The 23,868-nt window shown below is 65.2% G+C and carries 25 protein-coding genes and 1 riboswitch; of the genes, 8 read left to right on the top strand and 17 right to left on the bottom strand.

Annotated elements, in window-relative coordinates; genetic code table 11:
• Both M2331_RS06630 and M2331_RS06625 read left to right on the top strand, forming a co-directional pair.
• On the top strand, positions 1-663 hold the full coding sequence (locus M2331_RS06630; protein ID WP_181559544.1) for a TadE/TadG family type IV pilus assembly protein: 663 nt from the start codon (positions 1-3) through the stop codon (positions 661-663).
• Positions 660-1,364 (top strand): TadE/TadG family type IV pilus assembly protein, encoded by a 705-nt coding sequence (locus tag M2331_RS06625; RefSeq protein ID WP_181559543.1) that lies wholly within the window; start codon positions 660-662, stop codon positions 1,362-1,364. Before M2331_RS06630 ends, M2331_RS06625 begins: the two co-directional genes overlap by 4 nt.
• A gap of 15 nt (positions 1,365-1,379) precedes the next feature.
• On the opposite strand, the gene M2331_RS06620 is transcribed toward M2331_RS06625, so the two are convergent.
• From M2331_RS06620 to M2331_RS06575, 10 genes are all read right to left on the bottom strand, one after another.
• Complete coding sequence (locus M2331_RS06620) at positions 1,380-2,477, bottom strand: Gfo/Idh/MocA family oxidoreductase (RefSeq protein ID WP_319800983.1); 1,098 nt, start codon at positions 2,475-2,477, stop codon at positions 1,380-1,382.
• Between the two features lie 26 nt (positions 2,478-2,503).
• Entirely contained in the window at positions 2,504-3,646 is a 1,143-nt protein-coding gene (gene folP / locus M2331_RS06615; RefSeq protein WP_181561402.1) for a dihydropteroate synthase, read from the bottom strand.
• Between the two features lie 113 nt (positions 3,647-3,759).
• Positions 3,760-4,899, bottom strand: coding sequence for a site-specific DNA-methyltransferase (locus M2331_RS06610; RefSeq protein ID WP_181559542.1), 1,140 nt, complete (start codon positions 4,897-4,899; stop codon positions 3,760-3,762).
• 238 nt (positions 4,900-5,137) lie between these two features.
• Positions 5,138-5,707 (bottom strand): TMEM165/GDT1 family protein, encoded by a 570-nt coding sequence (locus M2331_RS06605; protein WP_181559541.1) that lies wholly within the window; start codon positions 5,705-5,707, stop codon positions 5,138-5,140.
• 3 nt (positions 5,708-5,710) lie between these two features.
• Positions 5,711-5,896, bottom strand: a riboswitch (yybP-ykoY riboswitch).
• 37 nt (positions 5,897-5,933) lie between these two features.
• Positions 5,934-6,515, bottom strand: coding sequence for a ribonuclease HII (locus M2331_RS06600; protein WP_181559540.1), 582 nt, complete (start codon positions 6,513-6,515; stop codon positions 5,934-5,936).
• Positions 6,512-7,633: a bifunctional hydroxymethylpyrimidine kinase/phosphomethylpyrimidine kinase gene (gene thiD / locus M2331_RS06595; protein WP_181559539.1), complete on the bottom strand. Its 1,122-nt coding sequence runs from the start codon at positions 7,631-7,633 to the stop codon at positions 6,512-6,514. The genes M2331_RS06600 and thiD overlap by 4 nt, the downstream gene beginning before the upstream one ends.
• Positions 7,634-7,685: 52 nt before the next feature.
• Positions 7,686-8,009 (bottom strand): TraR/DksA family transcriptional regulator, encoded by a 324-nt coding sequence (locus M2331_RS06590; protein ID WP_181559538.1) that lies wholly within the window; start codon positions 8,007-8,009, stop codon positions 7,686-7,688.
• Positions 8,010-8,099: 90 nt separating this feature from the next.
• A complete protein-coding gene (locus M2331_RS06585; RefSeq protein ID WP_181559537.1) occupies positions 8,100-8,324 on the bottom strand; it encodes a DUF1272 domain-containing protein in 225 nt (74 codons plus the stop codon).
• The gene (gene glmM / locus M2331_RS06580) at positions 8,317-9,669 is read right to left on the bottom strand and encodes a phosphoglucosamine mutase (RefSeq protein ID WP_181559536.1); all 1,353 of its coding nucleotides are present in this window, start codon (positions 9,667-9,669) and stop codon (positions 8,317-8,319) included. The genes M2331_RS06585 and glmM overlap by 8 nt, the downstream gene beginning before the upstream one ends.
• A gap of 49 nt (positions 9,670-9,718) precedes the next feature.
• Positions 9,719-11,302, bottom strand: a complete 1,584-nt coding sequence (locus M2331_RS06575) for a peptide MFS transporter (RefSeq protein ID WP_181559535.1) — start codon at positions 11,300-11,302, stop codon at positions 9,719-9,721.
• Between the two features lie 219 nt (positions 11,303-11,521).
• On the opposite strand from M2331_RS06575, the gene M2331_RS06570 reads away from it, so the two are divergent.
• From M2331_RS06570 to M2331_RS06560, 3 genes are all read left to right on the top strand, one after another.
• Positions 11,522-12,100 (top strand): nitroreductase, encoded by a 579-nt coding sequence (locus tag M2331_RS06570; protein WP_181559534.1) that lies wholly within the window; start codon positions 11,522-11,524, stop codon positions 12,098-12,100.
• Positions 12,101-12,158: 58 nt separating this feature from the next.
• Positions 12,159-12,515: a GntR family transcriptional regulator gene (locus M2331_RS06565; protein ID WP_181559533.1), complete on the top strand. Its 357-nt coding sequence runs from the start codon at positions 12,159-12,161 to the stop codon at positions 12,513-12,515.
• Positions 12,516-12,625: 110 nt separating this feature from the next.
• Positions 12,626-12,991 (top strand): glycine zipper 2TM domain-containing protein, encoded by a 366-nt coding sequence (locus tag M2331_RS06560; RefSeq protein WP_181559532.1) that lies wholly within the window; start codon positions 12,626-12,628, stop codon positions 12,989-12,991.
• Positions 12,992-13,049: 58 nt separating this feature from the next.
• Here M2331_RS06560 and prsR read toward each other — a convergent pair whose 3' ends face one another.
• Both prsR and prsK read right to left on the bottom strand, forming a co-directional pair.
• A complete protein-coding gene (gene prsR / locus M2331_RS06555; protein ID WP_181559531.1) occupies positions 13,050-14,414 on the bottom strand; it encodes a PEP-CTERM-box response regulator transcription factor in 1,365 nt (454 codons plus the stop codon).
• Positions 14,414-16,501 (bottom strand): XrtA/PEP-CTERM system histidine kinase PrsK, encoded by a 2,088-nt coding sequence (gene prsK, locus M2331_RS06550; protein ID WP_181559530.1) that lies wholly within the window; start codon positions 16,499-16,501, stop codon positions 14,414-14,416. The genes prsR and prsK overlap by 1 nt, the downstream gene beginning before the upstream one ends.
• Before the next feature lie 243 nt (positions 16,502-16,744).
• Here prsK and M2331_RS06545 point away from each other — a divergent pair, with 243 nt between their 5' ends.
• A complete protein-coding gene (locus M2331_RS06545; RefSeq protein WP_181559529.1) occupies positions 16,745-17,125 on the top strand; it encodes a hypothetical protein in 381 nt (126 codons plus the stop codon).
• A gap of 41 nt (positions 17,126-17,166) precedes the next feature.
• On the opposite strand, the gene M2331_RS06540 is transcribed toward M2331_RS06545, so the two are convergent.
• Together M2331_RS06540 and M2331_RS06535 are read right to left on the bottom strand one after the other, a co-directional pair.
• A complete protein-coding gene (locus tag M2331_RS06540) occupies positions 17,167-17,700 on the bottom strand; it encodes a TPM domain-containing protein (protein ID WP_181559528.1) in 534 nt (177 codons plus the stop codon).
• A gap of 91 nt (positions 17,701-17,791) precedes the next feature.
• On the bottom strand, positions 17,792-19,084 hold the full coding sequence (locus M2331_RS06535; protein ID WP_181559527.1) for an amidohydrolase: 1,293 nt from the start codon (positions 19,082-19,084) through the stop codon (positions 17,792-17,794).
• Positions 19,085-19,196: 112 nt separating this feature from the next.
• Here M2331_RS06535 and M2331_RS06530 point away from each other — a divergent pair, with 112 nt between their 5' ends.
• Complete coding sequence (locus M2331_RS06530; protein WP_181559526.1) at positions 19,197-19,889, top strand: HAD family hydrolase; 693 nt, start codon at positions 19,197-19,199, stop codon at positions 19,887-19,889.
• On the opposite strand, the gene rmuC is transcribed toward M2331_RS06530, so the two are convergent.
• Together rmuC and M2331_RS06520 are read right to left on the bottom strand one after the other, a co-directional pair.
• Positions 19,886-21,340 carry a DNA recombination protein RmuC gene (rmuC, locus tag M2331_RS06525; protein ID WP_264592316.1) on the bottom strand — a complete coding sequence of 485 codons (1,455 nt, stop codon included), beginning with the start codon at positions 21,338-21,340 and terminating at the stop codon, positions 19,886-19,888. The two genes, M2331_RS06530 and rmuC, sit on opposite strands and share 4 nt — an antisense overlap.
• 66 nt (positions 21,341-21,406) lie before the next feature.
• A complete protein-coding gene (locus M2331_RS06520) occupies positions 21,407-21,919 on the bottom strand; it encodes a YbjN domain-containing protein (RefSeq protein WP_264592315.1) in 513 nt (170 codons plus the stop codon).
• 107 nt (positions 21,920-22,026) lie between these two features.
• Here M2331_RS06520 and M2331_RS06515 point away from each other — a divergent pair, with 107 nt between their 5' ends.
• Complete coding sequence (locus M2331_RS06515) at positions 22,027-23,106, top strand: PA0069 family radical SAM protein (protein ID WP_181559525.1); 1,080 nt, start codon at positions 22,027-22,029, stop codon at positions 23,104-23,106.
• A 26-nt stretch (positions 23,107-23,132) separates the two neighbouring features.
• On the opposite strand, the gene M2331_RS06510 is transcribed toward M2331_RS06515, so the two are convergent.
• Entirely contained in the window at positions 23,133-23,735 is a 603-nt protein-coding gene (locus M2331_RS06510) for a PEPxxWA-CTERM sorting domain-containing protein (RefSeq protein ID WP_181559524.1), read from the bottom strand.
• Between the last annotated feature and the right edge of the window lie 133 nt (positions 23,736-23,868).

The raw sequence follows: 23,868 nt of genomic DNA, 5'->3' as shown, positions 1-23,868 counted from the left end.
ATGAGGCGCGCGCCTCATCTGTTCGGCGCACGCGCCCTGCCTGTCCTGCGCCGTTTCGCGCGGGCGCAGGACGGCGTGACGATCATCGAGTTCGCGCTCATTCTGCCGGGCTTCCTCATCATGTTGCTGGGCGCGCTGGATGTTGGGCACACGCTCTACATGCAGAGCGTCGTGCAGGGCGCCGTGCAGAAGGCCGCGCGGGACGGCACGCTGGAGACATCCGCGGGCACAAATGCCACCTCGCGCGATGCGATCGACGCCGTCGTGGAAAGTCAGATCAAGCAGTTGCACAATGACGCGGAGGTTTCCGTCCAGCGGCGCTTTTATCGCAGCTTTTCGCAAGCCGCCGCTGCCCAGGCCGAACCCTTTACGGACAGTGCCAGCGGCCCCAACAAGAATGGCGTTTGTGACGGCGGCGAGCCGTTTGTGGACAACAATAACAACGGCGTTTGGGATGCCGACGGTGGCAATGCCATCAACGCCGCGGGCGCGCGTGACAATGTCGTGTTCACGGTGACGGTCTCCTATCCGCGCCTGTTCCCGATCGACAGACTGATCGGCGGGCATGGGACCACGCATGTCGTGGCCAGAACCGTGCTCTCCAACCAGCCCTATGGCGACCAGGGCACCGATGGCACGCCAACTGTGCGGTATTGCTCATGAGTGCGGTGAGGCTCCTCAAGCGCAAAAGCGCGCTCTGCGGTGTTCGGCTTGGCAACGTCGCGCGTGTAGGGCACGCCCAGAGCGGTGTAGCCGCCGTGGAATTCGCACTCACGGCTCCAGTGATCCTTGGGATGTTCCTCGCCGGCGCGGAACTCACCAATTTTGCGATCACGCGGATGCAGGTGAGCCAGATCGCCCTGCATGTCGCCGATAATGCCTCCCGCATCGGCACCAACAGCCTGCTCACCGCGCCGCAGATCAGCGAAGCGCAGATCAACGATTTACTGATCGGCGCCAATATGCAGTCCGGCGCGCTCGATCTCGCGACGAATGGGCGGATCATCATTTCCAGCCTGGAGCCGGTCGCCAATCCCAATCCCGAACCCAAAAAATTCCACATCCACTGGCAGCGTTGCTTCGGCGCCAAAAGCTGGGCTTCGACCCATGGCGTGCAGGGCGACACCGATCTGCCGGCGATGGGCGAAACCGGCAAGCAGGTGACGGCGCCCGATGGCGGCGCGGTCATCTTTGTTGAAGTGGCCTATGATTATACGCCGCTCATTTCGGCGAGCATCGTGCCGACGACCGTCATTGTAGACACTGCCGCCATGACTGTGCGCGACGACCGCGACTATAATGGCAATGGCGGCACGGGCGTCTACAATAATGAAGGCGTCACCGCTTCGACCTGCAGCAGCTGAGGCGATAGCGCGGGCCTAGAGCGCCAGATCCACCCACGCGCTTTGGGCCCGAGAGGCGGCGACGGCCGTCTCGATAAACGCCATGCCGCGCGACCCCTCCTGCACGCCGGGGAGCAAAGGCGCCGCATTGCCCTGAAGAACCGCCGCGAAATCGCGATAGAGGGTGGCGAAGGCCGCCATATAACCTTCGGCATGGTGGACGCCCGGCGGACAGGCGATCGCCGGCTCGCCCTCTTCGAATGAGAGCCGAAAACTGGCACCGTCGATCGGATGCAGCGTAAGGGCATGCGGATCATCGAGCGTCCAGACAAGACTGGCGACCTCCCCATCGCACCGCAGGCGAAGCCGGTTGCCCTCCCCCGCCTCGATCTGCGAGGCCAGGATCGTCCCGCGTGCGTCGTTCTCGAACCGCAGGAGCACGGCGCAGTCATCGTCCAGCGTGCGCCCCGGGACGACGCTGCCAAGGTCAGCCATGATCCGGCTTACATGCAGGCCGGAGACGAACTCGGCGAGATGGAAGGCGTGGACGCCGATATCCGCGATGCAGCCGCCCGCGCCGGAGCGCGCGGGGTCTACCCGCCAGGCCGCCTGCGCATGGTCGGCTGCGCCCGCCAGCCAGCCCTGCGCATAGGTTGCGCTGACCTTGCGGATCGCGCCCAGCTCTCCCTCGGCGATCATCGCGCGGGCGGCGCGCACGGCGGCAAAGCCACCATAAGGATAGCTGACCGCAAAGGGGCGGCCTGTCTCGTTCACAAGCGCGGCAAGCCTGCGGGCTTCATCGAGCCGCGCGGTCATGGGCTTGTCGCTCATCACGGCAAGGCCAGCCTCAAGAACGGCCACGGCAGCCGGGTAATGGAGATAATTGGGCGTGACGATGGTCGCGAAATCGGCGCCATCCACCCGGTCCCGCTCGCCCGCCAGCAAGGCGGGGACATCGGCATAGGCGCGGGCGGGATCGATGCCATAAGCAAGGCCCGCCTGCCGGGATCGCGCCGGGTCCGATGAAAACACGCCCGCAACCAGCCTGATCTGCCCGCTTGCCTCCGCCGCGATGCGGTGGGTCTGGCCGATAGACAGGAGCCCGCCTCCGCCGATCATGGCCATGTTCAACATGAGAGGCGCCTCCGCTTCCCCAGCGATCAGGCAGCAACCAAGGCGGCGTCGCGCAAGGCGCGCCACACCCGGGCGGCCTGCACGCTTTCCTGCACATCGTGCACCCGCACGATCTGCGCGCCCAGCCCGATCGCGACCTGCGCCAAGGCGACCGAGCCGCCGAGCCGCTCCTCGACCGGCGCACCATCGGTCAGCGCGCCGACAATGCGCTTGCGGCTGGCGCCGAACAGCTGCGGCACGCCGAGCGCCTGATACATGGCCAGATTGTTGATAATTCGCGTGTCGTCCTGCAACGCCTTGCCGAAGCCGACACCGGGATCGAGGATGATGCTCCTCCGCGCGATGCCGGCATCGAGGCAGGCAGCGACCCGCGCCTCCAGCCAGTCGAACACGGCCATGTCCACTGTCGGGCCGGCAACGGCGCCGGCCTTGTACTTGACCGCCCCACCATGCGGATCGTCGCCAGCGGACGGGCTGTGCATCAGGATGACGGGGCACCCCGCCTTTGCCACCACCTCAAGCCCGCGCGGATCGTGGGTGAGGCCGGTCACATCGTTGACGATGCCGGCGCCGGCCGCGAGCGCGGCCTCCATCACCGCTGCCTTGCGCGTATCGATGGAGACCACGATGCCGTTCTTGGCCAGTCGCTCGATCACCGGCACGGTCCGGGCGATCTCGTCGCCCTCCCACACGGTGGCGGCGCCGGGCCGGGTGGACTCGCCGCCGACGTCGATGATCGAGGCGCCGGCCAGCTGCATCGCAAAGCCGGCATCGGCGGCGCGCTCGGCATCGCCGATGAGCTTGCCGCCATCCGAGAAACTGTCCGGCGTCATGTTGAGGATGCCCATGACCTGCGGCGTATCGAAGCGAATGACGCGCTCGCCCAGCGTCAACGGTGCGCGAGGCGCCGTCAGCCCCTGCATTTGCGTTGCGATCCGCTCAGCCTGCGCATCGCTCAGGCGGCTTTGCCAGTCCTCAAACATGGCAACGGGGACGATGGCCTTGCCGGCGGTGCCTTCCGCGCCCGCCCAACGGACCTCGAGGCCCTGGAACCAGATCAATCCACCGGCGAGCCTGCGGAATTCATGCGTGTCCAGCCCGACAGGCGTGTCGATGAACCAGATCGGGCGCAGATAGAGGCGGGCGTCCGGCGGCGGGGTTTCCATCATCATCGGGCGATATCCTTGTGCATCCCGCGCGCCTTAGCTTGCCCGGCACAAAAGCGGAAGCAGGAGCCCCGACCCGCGGTGGGAGCGCGCCGTCCGGGCCCCAACGACGTGCCTTATGGCTCCGTCGCGAGCAGGTAAAGCTGGCGCATGGCATCGAGCGGCTTCACGGCGCCTTCGTGCTCGATTTGCCAGAAGGTCCAGCCATTGCAGCTTGGCGCGCCCTGCAGCGTGGCGCCCATCTTGTGGATCGAGCCGGTCTGGCCCTTGCACTCCAGCGAGCCATCGGCGCGGACATGCGCCTTGAAGCGCCCCTTGCTGGCGGTGAGCACCGTGCCTGGTGCGATCATGCCGGTCTCGACCAGCGTGCCGAACGCCACGCGCGGCTGGCTCTTGGGAGATTGCATGATGGTCAGCGCGCTCTCATCCAGCGGGAGCGCTGCAGCAATACGCTCCCGCGCGACCTCGCAATAACTGTCTTCCCGCTCGATGCCGATCCAGCGGCGCCCCAGGCGGCGGGCCACGGCGCCGGTTGTGCCGGTGCCGAAGAAGGGATCGAGCACCACATCGCCCTTGTTGGTGCAGGAGAGCAGCACGCGGTACAACAGCGCCTCCGGCTTTTGGGTGGGATGCGCCTTGGTGCCGCCGCGCTTGAGGCGTTCCTGCCCGGCGCAGATCGGCAGCACCCAGTCCGAGCGCATCTGCAGCTCGTCGTTCAGGGTCTTCATGGCGCGATAATTGAAGGTGTATTTCGCCTTCTCGCCCTGGCTGGCCCAGATCATCGTCTCATGCGCATTGGTAAAGCGCGTGCCCTTGAAGTTGGGCATGGGATTGGCCTTGCGCCAGACGATATCGTTGAGGATCCAGAAGCCGTGATCCTGCATCAGCGCGCCGACGCGGAAGATATTGTGATAGCTGCCGATCACCCAGATCGTACCATCGGGCTTGAGGATGCGGCGCGCTTCGGCCAGCCACTCGCGGCAGAAGGCATCATAGGCGGCATAGCTGTCGAACTGGTCCCAGGCATCGTCCACGGCATCGACCCGGCCGCCCTCGGGCCGGAACAGATCGCCGCCGAGCTGGAGATTATATGGCGGATCAGCGAAGATCATGTCCACGCTTGCCGTCGGCAGCGTGCGCATGATGGCGATGCAGTCGCCCTGCAGCAGCGTGTCGAGTGGCAGGATCGGCGGCGTGTTGGCCGGCAGGACCTTTGCGCGCACCGGTCGCTTCGTCAGTTTTTCCATCACGCTCATGTCGTCTCACCCCCGTTTGTGCGCCCGGTGTGAGTCACGACGAGTCCACCGTCAAGAGCGGTAACGGACTGGAGTCACGCGAAGAATCCGCGCCGGAAATGAGAACGAAACGAGTCCCACACGAGGGATGGAGTCCTGCGATTCAGGCAGGACTCAACATGTTGTGGTGTTGCGCCGAAGACTCAGGGGCGCGATGGGCCGAAAAATATTTTAACCGAGCCTCCGGCATTATCGATTTTCAGAGGCTGCCCGGTCCCTGGATCAGCAACCACAGGCCGATGACCGCGAACAGGCTGGCCGCCACGATGCGCACCACCTTGAGCGGCACGCGGCGGAGCAGTTCATGCCCGAGGAACACTGCCGGGACATTGGCGATCAGCATGCCCAGGGTCGTCCCCATCGTCACCAGACCGACCTGATGGAACTGCGCGCCAAGCGCGACCGTCGCGATCTGTGTCTTGTCTCCCATCTCCACGAGGAAGAAGGCGATCGTAGTGGTGACGAACGCGCCGAAGCGGGCCGGCTTGTCCTCCAGATCATCGATCTTGTCGGGGATCAGCGTCCAGATCGCCATGGCGAGAAAGCCGGCTGCGACCAGATAGTGGAACCAATTTTGCTGAAAGATGGACGCCACGCTCGCGCCAAGCAGGGCTGCCAGAAAGTGGTTGGCCAGCGTCGCTGCGAGAATGCCGAGGATGATCGGCACCGGCTTCTTGAACCGGGTGGCGAGCAGAATGGCCAGCAACTGCGTCTTGTCGCCGATTTCGGCGAGCGCGACGACGGCGGTGGAGGTGAACAGGGCTTCCATGAAAAATCCTCAGCCGGGCAACAAGACAAACAATGACATCGCGCCTCCCGCCCGGCCTGGACGGAAGCTCGATGTCATTGGTCTCGCCAGAATGCTTGGATTCCCTGCCGCCACGGCCTCTCGACCGAGTATGTTGACGGGCAGGCCTGCCGGAAACCGGCAGCTGGCTACTCCCCAGATGACTCCAGCGCCTTAGGCGCTCGGCCGTCTCCCGTCAACGGGCGCCTTACAGAAAGGCCAGTTGCGCGACCGGTGCGAAGCTGCGGCGGTGAAGCGGGCTCGGGCCATGCTGGCGCAGCGCGGCAAGGTGATCGGCGGTGCCATATCCCTTGTTCCGCTCCCAGCCATAATGCGGATGGTCGCGCGCGGCTTCCCGCATCAGCGCGTCGCGATGTTCCTTGGCGATGATCGACGCGGCGGAAATGCAGGGCTCCAATGCATCCCCTCCGACGATCGCCCGCGCCGACCAGCGCCACTCGGGGCGCCGGCCATGCGGCGTGAGATTGCCGTCGACCAGCACCTCGCGCGGGTCGCACCCCAGGCGGGCGCACAATCCTTCGACCGCGAGCGTCATCGCCAGCATCGTCGCGCCAAAGATGTTGAGCCGGTCGATCTCCGCGACATCGACCACGCCGACCGCCCAGTGGCAGCGGCGCTTGATCGTGGCTTCCAGACCCGCGCGCTTAGCGGCGCTCAGCTTCTTGCTGTCATCCAGTCCGGACGGGCGCGGCTTGCAGAGCACCACCGCCGCCGCGACCACCGGCCCGGCGAGTGGCCCGCGCCCGGCCTCGTCGAGCCCCGCGATCATCCCTCGACCCGCCAGGGCGGATAGCGCCGGTTTTCGCCCGCCGAATAGAGACAGACGCGGTTGCGGGCCGGATCGACCAGCCAGGCCTCGCGCCAGCCCCATGCCTGATCCACCGGCTCATTATCGAAGACGAGCCCGGCCGAGATCAAAGCGGTCACCCGGGCATCGAGATCGTCGCATTCTAGATAGACACCATGCTGCTGGCCATGGAGCGACAGGGTCGCACCGCCCGGCGCCTCGAAACGGGCATAGGGCTGATCCGGGCTGTCCACGATCAGGGTGAGACCCAGATCCTCGTAAAAATCGCGGGAGGCGGCATAGTCGCTGACCGGCACGGAAATCTGGTTGAGGCGGGCGCTCGCCCCCATATCGAGCCGCACCGCGCCATGCGCCATCGGGCCATGCCCGCCGCCGAGGCCCGGCGCGGTGCGCAGAGCCAGCCGCACGAACAGCCGCGCCCGGGCAATCGCCTCCGGGAGATCGAGCCCCTGCCCCAGCCCGGTCGCGATGGCGCTGGCCAGGGTGCAGCCGGTGCCATGGGTATCCTCGGTATGGATGCGTGCCCCTTCCCAACGGGCGATTTCGCCTTCCGATCCGACCAGCCGGTCGGTGATGATCTCGCCGGGGGCGTGGCCGCCCTTGATGAGCAGCATCTCGCCGCGCGCGGTCAGGTCCGCTTCGCCGCCAAGCGCCGCCAGCTCGGGGAGATTTGGCGTCGTGACGAACGCCCAGCCCATCAGCTCGTGCAGACTTTCGATGGTGGCTGCGTCCGCCAGCACGCCGCCGCTCGTCGCGACCATCACCGGATCGAGCACCACCGGCGCGCCGATGCTCTCAAGCCGGTCGGCGACCGCCAGCGCCGTCTCCGCGGAGCCGATCATGCCGATCTTCACGGCGTCCACGCCGATGTCGCTGACCACGCTGTCGATCTGCGCCAGCACCATCTCCGTCGGCACGGGATGCACAGCCTGCACGCCCAGCGTATTTTGCGCGGTGATCGCGGTAATCGCGGTCATGGCGTGGCCACCCAGCATAGTGACGGTCTTGACGTCCGCCTGGATGCCGGCGCCGCCGCCGGAGTCCGAGCCGGCGATGATCAGGATTCGAGGATAGCTCATGAGGCGCTTTTGCCCCTTGCCGGCGCGGAAGTCGAGCCGCTGGCGCTGCGCCTCACTGTTCCTTACGGGCGCAGGCGATGCACAGCGATGCCTCGGGCCGGGCCGCCAGACGCGCCGGCGCGATGGGCTCGCCGCACAGCACGCAGGCGCCGTATACGCCCGCCTCGATCCGCGCGAGCGCACGATTGACCGAGCCGATTTCGCGCGCCACCAGTGCAGATTGCTGCTCCAGTGCGCGATCATCCTGCACTTCGCTTGCCTGTTCATCTGAATCGGCATTCAGCGGTTCGTCCAGATCGACCGCAAGCCGCTTTTGCCGGGCTTTCAAATCATCGCGCATAGCCAGAAGCCGTGCCTTTGCGTCCATCATATCCATGGTCACACCTCTCCGTCCGACTGCTCGATGCCAGTCTAGGGAGTGATGCGCGCCAATCCATGCGCCAGATCAAACCGGTCGCGCGGGCGCTCAGCCCTTGAAGCGGCGCTCCGTCGAAGCGGGGTTTCGCTTGAGCGCGTCGCCAGTCCGGCTCGGCCGGTCCAGCAGCTCGCCCCCGCAATTGGGGCAGCGATCGTCCAGATCCTCGGCGCATTCGGCGCAAAAGGTGCATTCGAACGAGCAGATGAAGGCACCACCCGCATCGGCGGGGAGATCGGCGCCGCAGCGCTCGCAATCCGGGCGCATCTCAAGCATGGGCGGCCGCCGCGCTTGCCACGGCATCGCAGATGCGGTCCACCACGCGGACGACCTGATCGCCATCGTCCCCTTCGGCCATCACGCGGATCACCGGCTCGGTGCCGGACGGCCGAATGACGAGGCGCCCCACCCCTTCAAGCTCCGCTTCCGCCTGGGCGATCACGGCCTGGACGCTCTGCGCCTCAAGCGGCTTACCGCCGGCGAAACGGACATTCTTGAGCAATTGCGGGACCGGCTCGAACTGGCGCAGCAGGGCGCTGGCCGGCTTGCCGCTCTGCACCAGCGCGGCGAGTACCTGGAGCGCGGCAATGGTGCCGTCGCCCGTCGTCGCATAATCGGAGAGGATCATGTGGCCGGACTGCTCGCCTCCGACGTTGCAGCCGCGCGCCTTCATTTCTTCCAGCACATAACGGTCGCCGACCTTGGTGCGGATGAGGGGAATGCCCTCGCTAGCGAGCTTTCGCTCCAGCCCCAGGTTGGACATCACCGTGGCGACGACCCCCTCGCCCTTCAACATGCCCTGCCGCGCCCAGCTCGTGCCGATCAGCGCCATGATCTGGTCGCCATCCACGATGGTGCCGGTCTCATCCACCACGATCAGCCGGTCGGCATCGCCATCGAGCGCGATGCCGATGTCGGCGCCGGATGCCACGACCGTCTCCTGCAGCAGCAGCGGAGCGGTCGAGCCGCAGCCATCGTTGATGTTGGTGCCGTTGGGCGTCACGCCGATCTGGACTAGCTCAGCACCCAGCTCCCAGAAGGTGTAGGGCGCGGTGTTGTAGGCGGCGCCATTGGCACAATCGAGCGCGACCTTGAGCCCATCGAGCCGCAGATGCTGCGGGAAGGTCGATTTGACGAAGTGGATGTAGCGCCCCCGCCCATCCTCGACCCGCCGCGCGCGCCCGATGCCTTCGGACGGAGCCAGCGGTATCTCGCCGCCCTCGATCAGCGCCTCGATCTTCAGTTCATCGGCGTCGGAGAGCTTGTATCCATCCGGCCCGAACAGCTTGATGCCATTGTCATAATAAGGATTGTGGCTGGCGGAGATCATCACGCCGAGATCGGCGCGCATCGATGCGGCCAGCATCGCCACAGCGGGGGTCGGGATCGGGCCGAATTGCACCACGTCCATGCCGACACTGGTAAAGCCCGCGACCAGCGCATTCTCGATCATATAGCCGGAAAGGCGCGTATCTTTGCCGATCACCACGCGGTGGCGATGGCTGCCGCGCATGAAGTGGCGGCCGGCGGCCATGCCCACTCGCATGGCCATTTCGGCCGTCATCGTGGACTGGTTGGTGCGGCCCCGGATGCCATCCGTGCCGAAGAAGCGTCTGGTCATCGCCAGTGCTTAGCGGATCGGGGGCCGGCAACGCCAGCCCCTTGAAGGCTCACCGCACCGGCGCCGTCTGGTCCCGCAGGCCTTCCTCCGGGCGGTCATCGACCGGTTCATCCTCTTCCTTCAGCGTGTCGAGGTGCATCAGGCGCTTGACCAGCGGGGAGACCGCCAGCACCGCAACGGCGATGCCGATCGTCCACCAGCCGATGGTGTTGTAGACCGAGAGCGTCGCTTCCTTGGTCATCTCGCCATCATGACCGCCGGTCGCCTCGCCGATCTTGCCGGCGACGAAATTGCCGACCGCCGACATGTAGAACCAGGCGCCCATGATGAGGCTGGCGAGATGCTTGGGGGCCAGGCGGTTCATCGCGGAGAGCCCGACAGGCGAAAGGCATAGCTCACCAGTGGTCTGGAAGAGATACACCAGGAACACGAACAGTACCGGCGTCAGCGCCGCCATGCCCGCGGACTGGGCGCCCCACACGAAGATGAGGAAGGAGAAGCCGACCTGCGCCAGCGCCAGACCGAATTTGGCCGGGGCTGACGGTTCCCAGCCACGCTTGCCCAGCCACAGCCAAAGCCAGGCGAAGACCGGCCCGAGCAGCACGATATAGATGGGGTTGAGCGACTGGAAGAAGGTGGTCTGGAAACCGCCACGGTCGACATAGCGATCCGTGTACAGATTGAGGCTGCCGCCCGCCTGCTCGAAAAGGCCCCAGAAGACTGGGTTGAGGGCGACGAGGAAAACGATCGCGAAGATGCGATCGCGGGCATCGGGTTGCAGCTTCATCGCGGCGTAGAGCACATAGCCGAGCAGGGCGACGCCCGCGACGATAAGCAGCGTCTCGATGATGTCCTGATACTGGACGAGGAACCAGATCACGCCGATGGAGGCGACGCCGATGGCATACAGCAACCATTCCGTGCGCAGGGTGAGCGGCTTGGGCGGCTCCCCCTTGCCCATCAGGAACGGCTTGCCGATGACGAACACCGCCGCGCCCAGCAACATGCCAACGCCCGCCGCGCCGAAGCCATATTTCCAGCCGTAGGTCTCGCCGAGCCAGCCGGCCATGATGGTGCCGATGGCCGCGCCCACATTCACGCCGACATAGAAGATCGTGTAGGCGCCGTCGCGGCGGGGATCGGTAAGCCCGTAAAGCTGGCCGACGATCACCGAGATATTGGCCTTGAGGAAGCCCGAGCCGACAACGATGCAGCTTAGCGCCAGCCAGAAGATGTTGATCGTGGGATCATCCTGTCCGCCCGATCCCTCGAATGCCATCAGGCAGTGGCCAGCGGTGAGGATCAGCGCGCCGAACAGCACGGCCTTGCGCTGGCCGAGATAACGGTCGGCGAGATAGCCGCCCAGAACCGGGGTGACGTAGACGAGGCTGGTATAGGCCCCGTAGACGAGGTTCGCCTGCCCGTCGCTGAACAGCCAATGCTTGGTGAGGTAGAAAATCAGCAGGGCGCGCATGCCATAATAGGAAAAGCGCTCCCACATCTCGGCAAAGAACAGAATGTAGAGGCCCTTGGGATGGCCGATAAACTCCTGCTTCTTGCTCACAAGCCCAACCGCGCCGCCGGCAAGAAGCACGACGAGCGCGATGAGGGCGATGGCTGGAATGGTCGCCATAAAGTCTCCTGGTGCGGGCAACGGCGAGACGCCGGCCGCGACAATATGCCCACGAGACTTAGAGAGTCTGACATTTGAGAAAAGCGCTTTTTTCTGCCGGCCTCGATGGGAGCCGCTCCATCGGCCCTGCCGTAGCGAAAACCGCCGCTACCGCGCCGACATTGCGATCAATTCGCAAAGGCGCTTGGCGGATCGACCGGATTTGTCTAGCGATGCGGCATGTTCAACGACCGCTCTTCCATCCCCGCCTATCTCGCATCCCGCCGGTCCGGCAAACCGCGCGACCTCGCGGCGCCTGGCCCCTCGCTCGATGAGCAACGCGAGATGGTGCGGATCGCGACGCGGACCCCCGATCATGGCAAGCTCGCCCCGTGGCGGTTCGTGATCGTGCCCGACAACCACCGCGCGGCGCTGGCCGCCCTGCTCGAGCGAGCCTATCTCGTCGAGAAGCCCGAGGCCGGCCGGCTGGAAATCGAGGCAATGCATCAATTCGCGCATCAGGCGCCGGCGCTGATCGTCGTCCTGTCCTCGCCCAAGCCTTCCAAGATTCCGGTGTGGGAGCAGGAGCTCTCCGTCGGTGCGGCCACGATGAACCTGCTGCACGCCGCCCATGCGATGGGTTTTGCGGGAGGATGGCTGACCGGCTGGCCGTCCTACAACGAGGCCGTGCGCGATGCGTTTGCCATGCGCGAGGAGCGGATCGCTGGCTTCGTGTTCATCGGCACGCCCTCGCGGGATCTGGACGAGCGCCCCCGGCCGGAGCTGGACGACGTGTTGTCGATCTGGTCGGGCGGCTGACCGCACGCTTCCTGGCCGGCGCCTTGACCGATCCACTGTATTATGTCACTGATGCAGCATGATCGATGAGAGCCGGCCCGTCTATCTGCGCCTGCGCGACGAAATTGCCGCCGCCATTCTGGATGGACGCTTTGCAGATGGCGATGTCTTGCCATCCGTGCGGGCCTTTGCGGCCCAGCAGGGCGCCAATCCGCTGACCGTCGCCAAAGCCTATCAGAGCTTTCAGGATGAAGGGCTGGTGCAGGTCCGCCGCGGCGTCGGCATGTTCGTCGCGCCGGGCGCATCGCGTCGCTTGCGGGCGATGGAGCGCGAACGCTTCTTCAGTGCGGTCTGGCCAGGTGTCTCCGAGCAGATGCATCGCATTGGAATCACGCTGGAAGAGCTGACCGAACGAGATCGCGTGACCACCGGCTGACCACGGCCCATCGCTCCAGCCCATCGACCTATCGCGTCTGATCCCTCGTTCATCTGCCGTTGCGATTGGCCTCGCCAGACTTGTCGCATCAGGTTGAACGGAGACAAGACATGATCAAGACCGCCCTTGCTACCCTCGCCGCTGTCGGCGTGATGATGAGCGCAGCCCCTGCGGAAGCCCATAAGAGCAAGCATCGGCACGGGCACGGCGCCAGCCGTATGTATGACGACCGCGGCTATTATCGCGAGCCCCGCCCGATCACTCGCGACACGCGCACATGGCGCGGCGACGATGGCCGCTATTATTGCAAGCGCGCGAACGGTACGACGGGCCTGATCATCGGCGCGGCCGGTGGCGCACTGCTCGGCCGAACCATCGATACGCGCGGCGACCGCACGCTCGGCACCGTGCTCGGTGCGGCTGGTGGCGCTTTGCTCGGTCGGGAAATCGAACGCAGCGGCGCGCGCTGCCGCTGATTGCCGCTTGAGTTTGGACGTGCCAGAGTGGCCATGAGGTCGCTCCGGCACTGACCGCTCAACTCTGGAGATTATAGCTTTTCATGAGATCGTAGAGCGTCGGCCGGCTCACCCCCAGCATGCGTGCCGCGCCTGAGATATTGCCCTCGGACCGGGCGATCGCCCGCCGGATCGCCGCCTGATCGGCCGCTTCGCGGACCGCGCGCAAATTGACCACCGGGCCATCCTCGCCAGCTGCTCCATCCAGATCAAGATCGCCTGCGGTGACCATCTTGCCCTCGGCCAGGATGACCGCGCGTTTGACGCGGTTTTCCAGCTCCCGCACATTGCCCGGCCAATGCCAGGCATCGATGGCGGCAATGGCATCGCTGGCCAGGCCACGCACCTGTGCATTCAGTTCCGGGGCGAAGCGGGCGACGAAGCGGCGCGCGAGCAGCACGGCATCGCCGGTTCGCTCAGCAAGAGCCGGGATGCGCACGACGATCTCTGCCAGACGATAATAGAGATCCTCGCGGAAGCGGCTCTGGGCGATCATCTCCTCCAGATTCTGGTGGGTCGCGCAGACGATCCGGCAATCGACCGCGATCTGCTGGCGCCCGCCGATCCGCTCGATGGTCCGCTCCTGCAAGAAGCGCAGCAGCTTCACCTGCAGGGCCAGCGGAATATCGCCCACTTCATCGAGAAACAGCGTGCCGCCCTGCGCCTGCTCGATCTTGCCGGGCGTGGTCTTCACCGCACCCGTAAAGGCGCCCTTCTCGTGCCCGAACAGTTCGCTCTCCAGCAGCGTCTCGGGGATCGCGGCGCAATTGATCGCAACGAAAGGCCCGGCTGCGCGGTCGCTCTTTTCGTGCAGGCCGCGGGCGAGCAGCTCCTTGCCGGTGCCGCTGGCGCCAAGCAGCATCACGGACACGCTGGCGCTCGCCACCCGTTCGATCATGCGCGCTACCTTGAGCATTTCCGGCGATGCCGTGATCATATGCCCGAGCACCCGCGCATCGGCGGGGACCGCCTCGGCAAGCCGCCGGTTCTCCTGCTCCAGCGTATGGACGTGGAAGGCGCGGGCAACGATGTGGCCCAACGAATCGATGTCGAGCGGCTTCTGGTAGAAGTCCCACGCCCCCTGCGCAATTGCACGCCGGGCACTGGCGCGGTCGCCCTGACCGGATGCTACGATCACCTTGGTCGCCGGGGCTTCGGCAAGGATCTGCGCCAGCGCGGCCATGCCTTCGGTGATTCCATCCGGGTCCGGCGGCAGCCCCAGATCGAGCGTGACTACCGGCGGCGCTTCTGCGCGCAGGATGTCCATCGCCTCCTCCCGGTCGCCGGCGATCAGGATGTGATAACCGTCATACGACCAGCGCAGCTGGCGCTGCAGGCCCGGATCATCTTCGACGATCAGCAATTTCGGGCGGCTATCCCCCATCACATCGCACTCCGCATCGGCATGTCTGTTGCGTTTTCACTTGGGCTGGTGACTGGCAGCCGGATCGTGAACTGGCTGCCTTCCCCCTCGACACTCTGGACGAGAAGCCGGCCGCCCATTGCCTCGACCAGCGCGCGTGTCTCATGTGCGCCAAGGCCAAATCCATTGGCTTTGGTGGAGCTGAAGGGGCGGAACAGACGGTCGCGCATGAAGGCGGCGCTCATCCCCTTGCCCCGATCGATCACGTGAAGATCCAGCCCGGCATCGCCTTGCTCGACGACGATCCGCACCAGGGCTCCGTGCGGGCTGGCCTCGATGGCGTTGCGCACCAGATGGGTGAGCGCGCGCTGCAGATTGTCCGCATCGACGATAACCCGCTGGTCAAGCGCACCCTCCACGACGACATTGCGCGTGCCGCCGGCCCAGGCGCGGGCGAGATCGCCGAGCCATGGCCCCAGCAGCAGTTCCTCGCGCTCGGATGGGCGCGCCCGCCCGCCACGCCCAAGGCGCTGGATGAGGTCGTTCATCCGCGATGAAGTTTCTTCCAGCGTCAGGATCATATCCTCCCGAAACGCCGGATTGTCTGCGTGGCGGCGGGCGTTGCCGGCCAGTAGCGTCATCTGGCTGACCAGATTCTTGAGATCGTGCAGGATGAAGGCGAAGCGACGGTTGAACTCTTCGAACCGCTGCGCTTCAGCCAAAGCCTCGCGATGGCGCTCCTCCGCGACGCGAGCGGCAGCTTCACCGCAGACGACGCGCAGAACGTCGAAATCCTCCCAGTCGAGCGCGCGAGAGCGTGGCGGTGCCGCGAGCAGCATCACGCCGATGATCTCATCGCGGCAGATGAGCGGCGCAAGTGCCCAAGCGATACGGCTCTCCAGCATCGAGGCGGGGAGAAGGTCGCCCAGATCATGCCCCTCACGCGCGATGTCGAGGATCTTTCCGGCCGGGACCATCCGGCCGGTGACGGCGATGGGCAGGGTCAGCGGCGCAGCGCTAGCCTCTGGCCAGGCATAGGCGCAGACGCGGACCAGACGCTCATCCTGCCTCAGATACAGCGCACCGGCAGGCGCATCGACCGCCTGGGTAATCGCCCGCGCGATCCGGCAATCGAGGCTGGTGTCATCCGTGTCTCCGCCATCCATCGTGGCGGAGAAGCGGAGCCAGAGGCTGCGATAGTCATATCGATGCGCGAACACATGCTTGGAGATTTCGCCCCGCAGCCAGGAGCGCATCGATGCCGACGGCAGAAACGCCAGCACCGCGACGGCGAGAGTGAACAGCAGCGCGAACTGGACGATGCGCGCCATGGGTGCGCTCATGCCGCTTAGCAAGCCGACCAGCAGCAGGATGACGCAAATATAGAACAGCGCGAGACCGGCCGAGACGAGCCGGGTCGTCAGTGTGCGCGAGAGCGCGAAGGCGCGTGTGCCATCGCTGCGCAGGCCCAATGCGAGCATGATCGCCAGTACCGCCATCACGAACCCGCGCATCGGCGCGAGCGGGGTCATGCTCCCTTCGGCGAACCAGACCAGCAGATAATGGTTGAAATCATAGGCCCACATGCAGGCCAGCGCCGCGGCCAGCCAACCCTCGCGGCGGGCGGATTCCGGGTCACCGCGCCCGGTATTCCAGCGGAACAGGAGGAGCAGCGCGCCCAGAGCGAAGGCGGCGCGCAACATCCAGGTCATTTCGAAATAAACGAGAATGCGGCGATCAAACCGAATGCCTTCGCCCATCTGCAGATCGAAAATCAGCTGAACAGCGAGCACAAGCGCCAGAGCCAGCACCACGACCTTGGGGCCGGCCCGCCCGCCCGGTCGCCAGACCCGCGAAAGGCTGGCCAGTGCTGCCAGCCACGCCGCGTTGCGCATGGTCTCGGTGACGCCATCGCTCAATTGGCCGAGCGGGCTGAAGCCGACAAAGGCGTGCCGCAGCGACCACAGCGCCGTCAGCGCCAGCGCGACGATGACGAACTGCGCCGCGGCGATCCGATGGGGCTGCCGCGAAATCAGGATCGCGAGCGTGGCGAACAGGATCGCCGCGAGCGCGTGACCCAGATGGCCGGCAATCAGCCAGACAGTCATGCGCATCTCCCCCGGCTAGGCGACCGCGCGGCCGTGAAGACCACGCCGCCCACGCCGCAGCCAGGCCATCCCGCTTTACAGGTCAGTGTAAGATGATCCGACACCCAGCCGGCTTATGGTGAAATAGCAAAAATATGCTGAACGCGGCAGACCGCCGATGCGCGATGCCGATTTTTACCGGATGCTAAGCCTGTTTGCTTATCATGCCCGTGTCCGCGAAGACCGGACGAGCCGGAGCCATTCATGCCCAACCGCATCTATCTGCTGATCGCCCTCGCCTTCATCATCGGTGGCCCGATGCTTGTGATGGGCATCAGCAATGTCCTGCCCTCAGACCCGGCGGCAGAGATGGTGGCGAACGGCGGGCAGGCCCCAGAACCGCTGGTGGACGAAGCTCAATCCGAACCGGACGCGCAGGCACCGCCCCCGCCGATGGTGGAACAGGCGCCCGGATCGACCGATCCCTTCTTCGATGCCAACCCGACGCTGGACGCGGAGTCCGCCCGCGTCTCACTGCCCGAGCCGGTCGCCGAGAATGTTCCCGCACCGCCACCCCCGCCCCACGCGGAAAACTTCTCGCCGCAGTCCGGTTTTGGCGGCGACGACGGCAAGCCGCATTATTGAGGCGCGCGTGATCTTGACGGACGAGGCGGGAGGCCGGCCGCTCAGCGCGGCGTTGTCAAAATGTCAATCAGGGCGCTCACACCGGCGTCAATCCCGATGCTCATCTGCCCCGCTCGGAAGCGCGGCAATATCCGTTCGACGATGATCTTTTTGCAAAGTGAGTTGGGCAACGCTTGTTCCAACCCATAGCCAACCGCGATCCGCACCTGCCGCTCGTGAGGCGCGACAAGAAGAACCACGCCGTCATTATAATCCTTGCGGCCGATCCCCCATGCATTGGCAAGGTCACGGGTGAAATCTGAAACATCCCGCCCGCCCAGAGATTTGACGGTCACCACAACCATCTGATGACGGGTGGTCTCCTCAAACCGCGCCAGACGCTTGGAAAGTGCCGCTTCTTGCTTGTCTGGAATGATGTTGGCGAAGTCATTGACGCGGCCGATAGGTGCGACTTCCGCCTGCGTTTGGGCGGCGTGAGACGGCGCATCAGTCGTGGGCTGGTCATCTGCCGGCGCGTTAGAGCAAGCCGCGGCGACCATAATCAGCAGGGGGACGAGTAGCTTGTTGGTCAGCATTTTGATGTCTGACCTAAAGGCCCACATTTTGCTGTTTCGGACCAACTTGTTTCGAACCGAAAAGCATAAGCCACGCCCCCGCAAAGTCAGGCTACGACTTCCCAAAAGTATCCAGCGCCGCCACCGTCAGCGCCTTGGCCGCGGTGCCGATCACCGCATGGGGATCGGGCGCCCAGAGCGGGCTGTGTAGCGACGGCAGGCTGATCTCTCCGCGCCGCGCCGCGGCCACCTTGTCAGGGTCCACCCCGCCGACCCAGAAGATCATGCTCTCGATGCTGTTGTCAGCGCGGTGATATTGGCCGAAATCTTCGCCGCCCATCACCGAGGGCACCTGTCGGACCCGATCGGCACCGAAATGGGCGCGCAGCACGCCCGCGACATGATCGCTGAACTGAGGGGTGTTGTAGGTGGCCGGCGTATAATCCTGCTCCACCGCCATGATCGGCATCCGGTCCTCCGGCAAGCCGGCCGCCATCGCCTCGCCCCGCGCGATCCGCTCGATGCCGCCCAGCAGGCGCCCGCGCGTCTCATCGGAATAGCTGCGCACGGTGATCAGCAGCTTTGCCTCGTCCGGTATGACATTGTGCTTGGCGCCGGCGACGAAGCTGCCGACCGTGACCACGGCCGCCTCCTGCGGATCGCACTCGCGGCTGACCAGCGTCTGCAGGCTGGTGACGATGCGCGCCGCAATCACGATCGGGTCGATGGTCTTGTGCGGATAGGCACCGTGACCGCCCTGACCGCGCACGGTGAGGTCGACGCTGTCCACATTCGCCAGTATCCAGCCCGGCGTGTAGCCGATGGTGCCGGATGCAAGCTCGGCGCTGTCATGGAAGGCAAGGACATGGCTTGGCTTGGGGAAGCGCGTGAACAACCCGTCGGCCAGCATGGCCTTGGCGCCCAGACCGATCTCCTCGGCCGGCTGCAGGATCATCACCAGCGTCCCCGACCATCGCGCCCGCAGCGCCATCAGCGCCTGCGCCGCGCCAGTCCAGGCCGTCATGTGCGTATCGTGACCGCAGGCGTGCATCACCGGGCTCTCGATGCCGTCGCGCGTCGTCGCCCGGACCCTTGAGGCGTAGGGCAGACCGGTCTTTTCCTCGAGCGGAAGCGCATCCATGTCGGCCCGGATCATCACCACCGGGCCGGGGCCGTTCTCCAGCACAGCCACCACGCCCGTTTGCCCGACCTGCTCGGTGACGGCAAAGCCAAGCGCTCGCACCCGCGCCGCCAGCGTCGCCGCAGTGCGCACTTCTTGGAAGCTCAGTTCCGGATTGGCGTGCAGGTCGCGGTAGATCTCCAGCAGTTCGGGCAGCGCCGCATCGATGGTCGCGTCTATCTGGGAGGCCGCAATGGCTTCGTTAGACGCTTCGTTGAAAGACATGGACGTTCCTTTTGCCCTTGATGGTCACGATCATAGGCGCTTTTGCGCGCCTTGGAAGGGCGGTGAGACCGCAGCGCTTTCAACCCGCCTGCTCTCTGCCTATGAGGCGGGCATGAAGCTGGACCGACCCCCAAAAGCCGTGGTGTTCGATATGGACGGCGTGCTGTTCGACACCGAGACGCTCTATCGCGCGGCGATGTTTGCCGCCCGCGATGAGGGCGGCCATGCGATCACCGAAGCGCTGTTCAATGCCACATTGGGATGCCCATGGCCGACGGCGCGCCAGCAGTTGCTCGACCATTTCGGCGGCGATTTTCCGGCCGATGATTTTCGGCATCGCGTGCGGGCCCATTTCGACCAGTTCGTGGCGCGGGATTTGCCGCTCAAGCCCGGTGTGGAAGCGCTGCTCGATGTGCTCGATGCGGCGGGGTTGCCCCGCGCGATCGCGACATCCTCCGGCCATGAGCAGGTCCGGCATCATCTGGCGCATCATGGTTTGGCGGATCGGTTCATGCATGTCGTGGCGTTTGGCGATTATCAGGCGGGAAAACCGGCGCCCGATCCCTATCTCCTCGCCGCCGATCGGCTGGGCGTCTCGCCGGCCGATTGCCTTGCCCTTGAGGATTCCCACAATGGCGTGCGCTCGGCAGCCGCGGCAGGCATGATGACGGTGATGGTGCCGGATCTGATGGCACCTACAGCGGAAATGCAGGGCCTGTGCGCCCACATCGTCGAGGATCTGCACGCTGTGCGCGACATCGTGCTGGCTTCGCTTGCGGAAGGCCACCTGGTCGAACGGCGTTAGTCCGCGCGCCCTGTGACTCGCTCGTCGGCCATCGCATCGGCCTCCTGAGGGGCACTCTCGCCCGGTGCCGGTGCAGGTAACCGCCCAAGCGCCTCGACCGGCTCGATCGCGTCGATCTCCCGCGATCCGGTTTCGACACTCAGATCCTTGAAACGGCGCCCGGTGACCAGCACGCGGTTCTCGAAGCTGGAGACGAACTTGTTGTAGTGAGTAACTGAGCCATTGAGGCTTTTCCCGAGCGCAGCGAGATGTTCTGTTGCCTTTGCCAGCCGCTCATACATCTCCTTGCCGAGGGCCGCGATCTGCTGGGTCTGTTCGGCCATTTTCTCCTGCCGCCAGACGCTTGCGACCGTGCGCGCAATGGCGACCAGATTGGTCGGCGTGGCGAGCAGCACACGCTTCTCGAAGGCCCATTCCCACAGGCCGTCATCCTGCTCCAGCGCCGCCGCGAGGAAGTGCTCGCCGGGGATGAACATGACGACATAGTCCGCCGCATCGCCGAAGCGCGTCCAGTAATCCTTGGCGCCAAGCTGCTGCGCGTGGTTGCGGATCGCGCCGGCATGGGCCTTGAGATGCCCGACCCGCACCACCTCGTCCACAGCGTCGACCGCTTCCAGATAGGCGTTGAGCGAGCATTTGGCGTCTATGATGAGTTGCCGCCCCCCGGGCAGACGCACAATCACGTCCGGGCGCAGCCGGCCGTCGGCGGTGTCGACGGAGACCTCCGAGCGGAAATCGGCGAACTGGCTGAGCCCCGCCATTTCCAGCACGTTACGCAATTGCTGCTCGCCCCAGCGCCCGCGCGCCTTGGGGCTGGAGCGCAGCGCATTCACCAGTCGCGCCGTCTCGACCCGCGCCTCGGCGCTGCCCAGCCGAACCTGCTCAACGGCCTCGCGGAGCGCGGCGTAGCTATCCACCCGCTCCTTCTCGACCTTGCCGAGGCCTTCCTCATAGCGCTTGAGCGTCGTCTCGACGGGCTGCAACAGCGCCTTGAGGCTCGCCTCGCTCTTCTCATGAGCCTGATGGAAGCGCTGGTCGGCTCGCTCGATGAGCATGCGCTGCGCCTCGTTCAGCAACTTGCCGGCGGTCTCACTGAACTGCGCAGACAATTGCTCGCGCGCCTCACCCAGCGCGCGAATTTGGGCCTCGAAGCCCTCCATCCGCGCCTTCTGATCGGCCTGCACCGCTGCGAGCATCCGTTCGGCCTCGTCCCGCGCGCGATCGGTGTCCTCCAGTTTCGCGCGCAAGGCGTCGGTCTCTTCCGCCCGGCTCGCCGCCACCGCGAGGTCGCGCAGCGCGGCGTTGCGCATATCCTCAAGGGTGGCGAGTCGGTCGGCGAGAGCCTTGCGCTCAGCCTCAACCGGCGCAGCCATGCGGGCGCGCATCAGCCAGCCAGCGGCAAGCCCGACCAGCAGAAGAATCAGACTAAGAACGAGGCTTTCGACGGTCACGGCAACTCGCGGCAAAACAGGAACGAAATGAGAACCTATCGCCCCCGCCTCACAAGCGCAAGCCCGTCACTCGATATGGCCCTGCTCGCGGAAGAAGCTGTTGAGGGCGCCGAGCATCGTCTGCCACCAGTCTACGACATCGGCGAAATTGCGCTGGGTCAGGCCCCCATAGGTCGTCACGTCATAAGTCAGGTCGAGCGAGCCATCCTCGTCCACCGCCATCTGGCTGAACCGGTTCTTGCGGTTCCACAAATTGGCGAGCTCTGGCGTGTTCTTGCCGTCGTCCACGAAGCTGGTCGAGAAGTGGAGCGAGGCGCAGTCCTTGCCATCCTCGCATTCGTAGAAATAGATGTTGAAGTTGTAGCCGCTCGCCGCGCTGGTGATCATCGGGTTGCCGCTCGACTCGCTCTTGCTCAGGCTGGCCTTGTAGCCGGCGTCCTGGATCGCCTTCACCACCGTCTCGGGCGCATTGGCGCAGATGAGCCCCTTGCCGCACGGTTCCTCATCGGCCGCATGAGCGGGCGCCGCCATCATCAGAAGCGCACATGCTGCAGCCGAAATCCAAGCGGTCGTCTTCATCGTCGTCCCCATTTGCTCGTTACGGCCACGGCCTTATCGCGATGAAGCCGACATCGCCACACCGCAAAGCCTATTGAAGATATGTTCTTCATATGTTCTATTGAGGCATGACTGCGATCAAGGGGCGCGGCGCCCCGGCCAATCAAGTATCGAGCCGTTTCCACCTGCCCGCGCGCGAGGTGGATGGAGACTGGCTGGATGCGCGATTGGCGGACGAGGAGGACCAGGCGCCACCCCTGCTCACCACCGTGACGCTGGAGCAGGCGCGCACGATCATCACCCGCAACAATTCCCCTGACATTGGCTTTGAACAATCGGTGAATGCCTATCGGGGCTGCGAACATGGGTGCATTTATTGCTTTGCGCGGCCGAGCCATGCACGGTTCGATCTCTCGCCGGGGCTGGACTTCGAGAGCCGGTTGTTCGCCAAGCCGGACGCGGCCAGGCTGCTGCGGCAGGAACTCGCCAGGCGCGCTTATGTGGTGAAGACCATTGCGATGGGGACGAACACCGACCCCTATCAGCCCATCGAGGCGCGGTATCGCATCACGCGGGCGTGCATCGAGGTGCTGGCCGACTGCCGCCATCCGCTGATGATCACCACCAAATCCAACCGGGTGTTGCGGGATCTCGATCTGCTGGGGTCGATGGCGGCGCAGGGGCTTGTCGCGGTGGCGATTTCGGTGACGACACTGGATGCCGGGCTGCACCGCAAGCTGGAACCGCGCGCGCCCTCGCCGGCCAGCCGGCTCGCGGCGATCCGCGGGCTCTCCCAGGCGGGGGTGCCGACCCACGCAAGCCTGTCGCCAATGATCCCGGCCATCAACGATCATGAGATCGAAGCACTTGTCGCGGCGGCCGCAGAGGCGGGCGCGAAATCGGTCTCGTTTATTCCGGTGCGACTGCCCTTCGAGGTCGCGCCGCTGTTCCGGGACTGGCTCGATGCGCATTATCCGGACCGGGCCGCCAAGGTGATGAGCCTCATTCAGTCGATGCGCGGCGGGCGCGACAATGATCCCAATTTCGGCACGCGCATGCGTGGGTCCGGGGCTTATGCGGAGCTGATCGGCACGCGCTTCCGTGTCGCTCAGGCACGCCATGGCCTTGGCAAGGGCCGCCTTGCGCTGCGGCGCGATCTGTTCGTGCCGCCGTCCGATCAGGGCGATCTGTTCAGCATGCTGCGATGAACAGACCGCCCTTCGGCTATGTCAGATCAGTTGAAGGACACGCGCATCGTCGCCTTGCGGCCCCGCAACGTGTAGCCAACCGCGCCGAAGCCGATGACCAGCATGGCCCAGACAGCCGGCTCGGGCACCGGCGGAGCGTTGGTTCCGTTTACGGCAATATTGTCGATGTTCGCCGAAGCGCCACCGACGACGAAGCCGAAGACGACCCGATCGACCAGATTACTGGCGCCGGCGATGGTGGAGAAATCTCCGGAGAAGGTCGAGAGCAGGCTGAACACCGGCACCTGACCCGCAAAGCCGGTCACGCTGTAGAGCAGGTTGCTGTCCACGGTTGCCAGATCGAAGCTATCGAGCGTGAAGCTTGCGCCGCCCGCTGTCAGATCGAACAGGCTGAGCGCCGTCCCGCCGCCAAAGCCGACGCTGGGCGCGCTATTACCCGAGCCGGTATCGACCACGGAAGACCCCAGCACATTGGCGAAGGTAAACCCATCCTGCGTGTAGCTGGTGAACGGATCACCCGATCCGGAGAGACCATCGAAGCTGATGATTGCGGCCTGTGATGGTGCCGCCAAGGCGGCTCCGGCCATGAGCGCCGCTGTGACAAGCGGCAGTTTGTACATAGTTTTCATCGGTAACTCCCAAGTCCTAAGAGTCGCCCCCGGCGCCACCCGATGAACGGGATGGCACCCCCGCCGCTGCGATGGTTAACATTTCGCAAACGCACAATAGCGCTGCGTTCAATTGTGCTCACGAGGCGAGGAA

This window comes from Sphingobium sp. B10D7B (genome assembly GCF_025961955.1).
Lineage (GTDB): Bacteria > Pseudomonadota > Alphaproteobacteria > Sphingomonadales > Sphingomonadaceae > Sphingobium.
This window is presented reverse-complemented; position numbering and strand designations above follow the sequence as displayed.